Raw genomic sequence first — 6,775 nt, forward strand, 5'->3', positions numbered from 1 at the left:
GGTCCCCGCCCGCGGCCGAGCCCGCCGCGGCCGGCATCGCGCAAACAACCGCGCAGTCCGCGGCGGCCCCCGAACACGAACCGTTGGCCGCCAGGTCTGACGTCATCGCCCAGCCGCAAGCGCAGTCGGCCGCGGAAGCCGCCACCGAGACGCCCGAGGCCGATGTCCTGGTGGCCGATGCCCCGGCCACGGCCCCCGAAACGCTGCAGCCGGTGGCTGTGCTGTCCGCGGAGGATGTGGCCATTCCACCCGCTGCTGCCGCCGCCGGCGCCGGCATCGGCGTCGAGACGCATGATGTGACGCTGGAACAGATCCGCCAGGAGGCGGAGACGCTGCTGGCCGAACTGAAGGCGCTGGCTGCCGGCCGGCAAGCGGCGCCGCAGGCGGACGCAGGGGCGGATGCGCCGGTGGCCGGGACGGTCGGGCAAGCCGGGATAGTTGAGCAAGCCGACCTGGCCGAACAGGTCGAGGCCCGAACGCCTGGCGCCACCGATAGCGACGCCGCACCGGATACCGCCGGTATTCAGGCCGCGCAGCCGGCGATCGCCGAAGCGGCTCCGGCTGCGTTGCGCGAGCCCATCCTGCTCGCTGACGCATTGGAGGCGCCCGCCGCGGACGAGCCGGAGGCGATAGCCGGGACGGAGACCGGCACGGAGACTGGCACGGAAGAGGGCGCCGACAGCGTGCTCGATGCCAACCTGCTGGTCGAGCATCGCGGCGAGAGCATCGCGGCGGCTGCAACTGCCGCCATCGCGCAAAGCGTTGCCGTGGCCGCCGGCCAGATGGCGTCCGAGGCAGACCGGGCCGGTCCGCAAGYGCAGCCGGAAGTGGAGCCGGAGGTGGAGCCGGAAGTAGAGCCAGAAGCAGGGCTGCATGTTGCCGACGATGCGGGAGCCCGGGCAGGGGCCGAGTCTGGAGCGGGGACGGATATCGATGCCGATGCCGCTACGGATGCAGGTGCCGGCGCCGGGCCGGAGGGTCATGTTGTCCACGCACCCGAAATCACCGAATCCGAACAAGAAGTCGTAGCCGAAGCCGTAGCCGTAGCCGAAGCCGAAGCCGAAGCCGAAGCCGAAGCCGAAGCCGAAGCCGAAGCCGAAGCCGAAGCCGTAGCGCAGCCCGAGCCGGCGCCGGAAATGGAAACGGCCGCGGCCGCGCCMGCGCCCGCTCCACAGCCCGGGACGGCTCCCGCCGCCCCCACGCCGAAGCCCCGTATCGTACTGCCCGCCGTGGTCGGCAAGACCGTGCCGCTGGCCCCCGCTGCACCGGCGCTGCCGCCCGCGCAGGCCATCGCCGTCACGCCTGCGCCCGCCCGCATCGCCGACTACCGCCTGCCGCCGCTGGCGCTGCTGGAGGCCGCCTCGTCCGATGTCGAGCAGGTCAGCGAAGAACGCCTGCAGGAAACCGGCAACCTGATCGCGCAGCGCCTGGCCGAGTTCAAGGTGCCGGTGTCGGTGGTCGGCGCCTCGGCCGGCCCGGTGATCACGCGCTTCGAGGTGGACCCCGCGATGGGTGTGCGCGGCGCGCAGGTGGTCGGCCTGATGAAGGACCTCGCGCGCGCGCTGGGGGTGACCTCCATCCGCGTGGTGGAAACCATTCCCGGCAAGACCTGCATGGGCCTGGAACTGCCCAATGCGCGGCGCCAGATGATCCGCCTGTCCGAGATCGTGGCGGCTTCGTCCTTCCTCGCGCACAATTCGCACCTGGTGCTGGCGATGGGCAAGGACATCACGGGCAATCCCGTGCTGACGGACCTGGCGCGCGCGCCGCACCTGCTGGTGGCCGGCACCACCGGCTCGGGCAAGTCGGTGGCGGTCAATGCCATGATCCTGTCGCTGCTCTACAAGGCCACGCCGGACGATGTGCGCCTGATCATGATCGACCCCAAGATGCTGGAGCTGTCGGTCTACGAAGGCATCCCGCACTTGCTCGCGCCGGTGGTCACCGACATGAAGCAGGCCGCGCACGCGCTCAACTGGTGCGTGGGCGAGATGGAAAAACGCTACCGCCTGATGTCCGCGCTKGGCGTGCGCAACCTGGCCGGCTTCAACCAGAAGATCCGCACCGCCGAGGCCGCGGGCGAGCACGTGCCCAACCCGTTCTCGCTCACGCCGGACGCGCCCGAGCCGCTGCGCAAGCTGCCGCTGATCGTGGTGGTGATCGACGAACTGGCCGACCTGATGATGGTGGCCGGCAAGAAGATCGAGGAACTGATCGCCCGCCTGGCGCAGAAGGCGCGCGCGGCCGGCATCCACCTGATCCTCGCCACGCAGCGGCCTTCGGTGGACGTCATCACCGGCCTGATCAAGGCTAATATCCCGACCCGCGTGGCCTTCCAGGTCTCGTCCAAGATCGACTCGCGCACCATCCTCGACCAGATGGGCGCGGAGAGCCTGCTGGGGMAGGGCGACATGCTGTTCCTGCCGCCCGGCACCGGCTACCCGCAGCGCGTGCACGGCGCTTTCGTGGCCGACGAGGAAGTGCACCGCGTGGTCGAGCACTGGAAGCAGTTCGGCGAGCCTGACTACGACGAAGCGATCCTCGCCGGCGACCCGGGCGAGGCCGCGGCCGCCGACCTGTTCGGCGAAGGCGGTGGCGATATCGAGGCAGATCCGCTCTACGACGAAGCCGCGGCCTTCGTGCTCAATACGCGGCGCGCGTCGATCTCCGCCGTGCAGCGCCAGCTGCGCATCGGCTACAACCGCGCGGCGCGCCTGATCGAGCAGATGGAAGTGGCGGGCCTGGTCTCGCCGATGGGCCGCAACGGCGCGCGCGACGTGCTCGCGCCAGGCTCCGGCGACTAGACCGCGGCGGGGTCGGGGCCGGGGTTTGCGGCGCCGATCCCGCCTTGCCGGGCTGCCGGCATGCAAGAAGACGCACATCCCGTGCGCAATGGCCGAATAGCGCCATCTTTTCCTCGCTAATGTCCGCCTGCGCGTCGCGCCGCCTCCAATATGCTGGGGTCATCGAACTTCGGCAGGCCAGCATGGGCGAAGAACAGACAATCCYGGTTTCCCTTTCCCTCGACCAGCTCAAGGCGTTCGCCACCGTGCTGACGCAGGGCTCGCTACTGCAGGAGGCGACGCTGCGGGTCGTCGCCGAGTGCGAGCAGAAGGCGATCATGGCCAATCAGATGCGCTGCGCACGACAGCGCCAGTGGGATTGACATCTCTGCAACCGGTTCCCGAGCGCTAAAGGATCTCCAGTGAAAAATGTCGCCGAACAGTTCTTGGATGCGGACAACTATGAGCCGCCTCCGCTCAGGCAGGTCCTTGGCGAGGATGCCGACGCCATCGACGCCATCGACGCCAACGACGCCATCGATGGCAGCGAGCTTGCGGATCCCGCGACCGGCCAGCCCGATGGCAAAGAGGGCCCGCGCCAGTTCCCGCGGCTGCTGCCGGTGGCGGTCGCCTCCGCCCAGTCCGGCGCGCGCACCGTCAAGGTGGCCGACATCGCCGGGTTCGAGCGACTCGTCGAGCAGAACGCGCTGACGGAATTCCGCGTGTTCCGCAGCTTCGGCTACTCAGTGGTCCTGTTCTTCCACGCCGCGGAGATGGTCTTCTATACCGTGCTCTACCAGGACGGTTCTCCCTGGCGCGTGATGACTTCCGTCGATCACGAGGCCAGCGAGTCGGTTTTCGTCCACTTCGAGGAGCGTACACGGCGCTGGGCCGAGGGCGAGGCACGCTGCGCGCTGGTCAAGGCAAGGAACGAGCAGATGGCGCGGATGTTCGAGCAATCGGAGCAGAGAGCGGAGCGCCTGCGCAGCGACCTGCAGCGCGTTGCCATGCAGGACCAKGCGCTGGGCAGCCGCCAGCAACAGGTGCGCAGGGAACTGGCCCGGCTCGAGGGCCTGCGCGTCACCGCCCAGGCCCAGCTCAACAAGTCCACCCGCCAGGCCCACCAGCTCATGCTGGCCGAGAGCGAAGGCTTGCCGCATCTGCCGGGCCGCTGAGAACGCGTACGGCGAGCCGCCCGGCACGCCTCGGCACACCTGCGCACAATTTGCCCGCGTGAGCCGGCACAATGCGGGACCGGCATGCATTGCGCCATGCCGGCCGCCCGCGCTGTGGAGACGATGATGGACACGACAGACAAGCCGGCCGGCGCCACGCCGCCGGCAATCCCGCATGGCAATCTGCTGGCCGGCGTGCCGGTGGAGCGCGCCGCCGAGCGCTTCGACGCCTTGCTCGAGCGCCCTGGCCTGAAAATCGAGCGCATCGTCTCGAATGGCCAGGCCAGCCCGCCGGACTTCTGGTACGACAGCGCGCAGGACGAATGGGTGCTGCTGCTCAGCGGCAGCGCCGGCCTGCACATCGATGGCGAAGCCGAAGCGCGCCGCCTGCTGCCCGGCGACTGGCTGTATCTGCCGGCGCATTGCCGCCATCGCGTGGCCTGGACCGATGCGGCGCAGCCTTCGGTCTGGCTCGCCGTGCATTGCKAACCGGGTGCGCAAGGCTGAGCCAGCGCTCGTCCCGCATCCGCATGCCCGACACCCGCATACCCATATGCGGGCCGCTGCTCTATGCATAGACGAAATGCGCGCTTCGGCGCGGGGCGCCGCTCGGCTATCGTGTGAGCTTGGCAAGCCAACCAGTCCATAGCGGGCTCGCCGCGTATCCAGCGGCCTGATAACCCGCCCATCCCGAATCATGTCTTTCCCGCTCCAGGCGCGGCTACCCGCGCGGCTCCCCGAGTCCTCGCCAGCGCGGGCACGCGCCGCCACTGTTGCCGGTGCAACAGCGATTCAACAAGCTGCGCCTGCAGCTGCTGCGATCGCGCCGCCGATCGTCGCAGGTGGCCGCAAATGGCCGCGGATAGCTCCAATCGCGGGCGATCCGTGCGGGCTTGCTTCTTGCGTCGTCAGCCGACAAGCGCACGCGGCAAGCGCCGGCGGACGGCCGATCGTTTTCCCCGCGGCGTCAATCCGGATCCATTCCTCAGGAGGTTTTCTCAATGGCTAAACCGCTGAACGTAGTTGCCGTCAACGGCAGCGCGCAGCAACCGTCGCGCACGCTGGCGCTGGTCCAGGCACTGCTGGACGAGCTGGACGCGCGGCTCGCGATCCAGCGCCGCATCGTCAACCTGGGCGACATCGCGCGGCCTCTGGGCGCCGCGCTGACACGCGCGGAACTGCCCCACGAGATCGAAAGCGAGCTGGTGGCGATCGAGCAGGCGGACCTGCTGCTGGTGGCGGCGCCGGTCTACCGCGGTTCCTATCCGGGCCACTTCAAGCACCTGTTCGACCTGATCGGGCAGGAGGCGCTGGTCGACAAGCCGGTGCTGCTGGCCGCCACCGGCGGCAGCGACCGCCACGCGCTGGTGCTGGAGCACCAGTTGCGGCCGCTGTTCGGCTTCATGCAGGCGCTGACCTTGCCGATCGGCGTGTACGGCAGCCCCGGCGAGTTCGAGCACTACAAGGTGAGCAGCCCCGCGCTGGCCGAGCGCATCCGCCTGGCCGCCGATCGCGCCGCGCCGCTGTTTGCCGCGCACCGCCGCACGGCGCTGCAGCGCGCCGCCTGAGGAGCACGCCGGCGATGAACGTATTCTGGTTCCTTCCCACCCACGGCGACGGCCATTACCTCGGCACCACCGAAGGCGCGCGGCCGGTCTCGCTGCGCTACCTGAAGCAGATCGCGCAGGCCGCGGACGACCTCGGCTACTACGGCGTGCTGATTCCCACGGGACGCTCCTGCGAGGACTCCTGGGTGATCGCCTCGGCTGTCGCGCCCTGGACCGAGCGGCTGCGCTACCTGGTGGCCATCCGCCCGGGCATCATCTCGCCCACGGTGTCGGCCCGCATGGCGGCCACGCTGGACCGCATCACCAACGGCCGGCTGCTGATCAACGTGGTCACCGGTGGCGATCCCGACGAGAATCGCGGCGACGGCCTCTACCTGGATCACAGCCAGCGCTATGCCGCGTCGGCCGAATTCCTGCGCGTATGGCGCCGCGTGCTCGAAGGCGAGGCAGTGCATTTCGCGGGCGAGCACATCAAGGTGGAGAACGCCAAGGCGCTCTATCCGCCGGTGCAGCGCCCCTATCCGCCGCTGTACTTCGGCGGCTCCTCGGAAGAGGCGCACGAACTGGCGGCCGAGCAGGTCGACGTCTACCTGAGCTGGGGCGAGCCGCCCGCCGCGGTGGCGCAGAAGATCGCCGACGTGCGCGAGCGCGCCGCGCGGCTCGGGCGCACGGTGCGCTTCGGCGTGCGGCTGCACGTGATCGTGCGCCGCACCAGCGAGGAAGCATGGCGCGCCGCGGACCAGTTGATCGCGCAGATATCCGACGAGACCATCGCCGCCGCGCAGACATCGTTCGCGCGCTTCGATTCGGTCGGCCAGCGCCGCATGGCGCAGTTGCATGGCGGGCGCCGCGACCAGCTCGAGATCTATCCCAACCTGTGGGCCGGCGTKGGCCTGGTGCGCGGCGGCGCCGGCACMGCGCTGGTGGGCAGCCCGCAGGAGGTCGCGGCGCGCATCAAGGAGTATGCCGATCTTGGCATCGAGAGCTTCATCTTCTCGGGCTACCCGCACCTGGAGGAAGCCTACCGTTTCGCCAAACTGGTGTTCCCGTTGCTGCCCGAGCCGTATGCCAGCCTTGCGCGCGGCGGCGCCACCAACCTGACCGGACCGTTCGGCGAGATGATCGCCAACGACGTGCTGCCCGGCAGCAAGGCCGCGGCATGAGCGTGCGCCCGCGCGTGGTGCCGCTGGACCCGCGCCGCACGGCCCAGGCGCTGGCGCGCGACTTTGCCGGGACCGCCGCCGAGCGC

The 6,775-nt window shown here is 69.8% G+C and carries 6 protein-coding genes; all 6 read left to right on the plus strand.

The window, feature by feature from the left end; genetic code table 11:
* Positions 1 to 296: 296 nt before the first annotated feature.
* The 6 genes from AC1DKV_RS39780 (at position 297) to ssuD (ending at position 6,689) form a co-directional block, all read left to right on the plus strand.
* Positions 297 to 2,804, plus strand: a complete 2,508-nt coding sequence (locus tag AC1DKV_RS39780; RefSeq protein ID WP_477139674.1) for a DNA translocase FtsK — start codon at positions 297 to 299, stop codon at positions 2,802 to 2,804.
* Positions 2,805 to 2,986: 182 nt separating this feature from the next.
* A complete protein-coding gene (locus tag AC1DKV_RS39785; protein WP_477139671.1) occupies positions 2,987 to 3,166 on the plus strand; it encodes a hypothetical protein in 180 nt (59 codons plus the stop codon).
* Between the two features lie 39 nt (positions 3,167 to 3,205).
* Positions 3,206 to 3,958 (plus strand): DUF2968 domain-containing protein, encoded by a 753-nt coding sequence (locus AC1DKV_RS39790; protein WP_477139672.1) that lies wholly within the window; start codon positions 3,206 to 3,208, stop codon positions 3,956 to 3,958.
* Between the two features lie 126 nt (positions 3,959 to 4,084).
* Positions 4,085 to 4,465 carry a cupin domain-containing protein gene (locus AC1DKV_RS39795; protein WP_477139675.1) on the plus strand — a complete coding sequence of 127 codons (381 nt, stop codon included), beginning with the start codon at positions 4,085 to 4,087 and terminating at the stop codon, positions 4,463 to 4,465.
* Between the two features lie 494 nt (positions 4,466 to 4,959).
* Positions 4,960 to 5,526 (plus strand): FMN reductase, encoded by a 567-nt coding sequence (msuE, locus tag AC1DKV_RS39800; protein WP_441615589.1) that lies wholly within the window; start codon positions 4,960 to 4,962, stop codon positions 5,524 to 5,526.
* A gap of 14 nt (positions 5,527 to 5,540) precedes the next feature.
* On the plus strand, positions 5,541 to 6,689 hold the full coding sequence (gene ssuD / locus AC1DKV_RS39805; protein ID WP_477139673.1) for an FMNH2-dependent alkanesulfonate monooxygenase: 1,149 nt from the start codon (positions 5,541 to 5,543) through the stop codon (positions 6,687 to 6,689).
* The last annotated feature ends 86 nt before the right edge of the window (positions 6,690 to 6,775 follow it).

The organism is Cupriavidus sp. 05T41 (genome assembly GCF_056396525.1).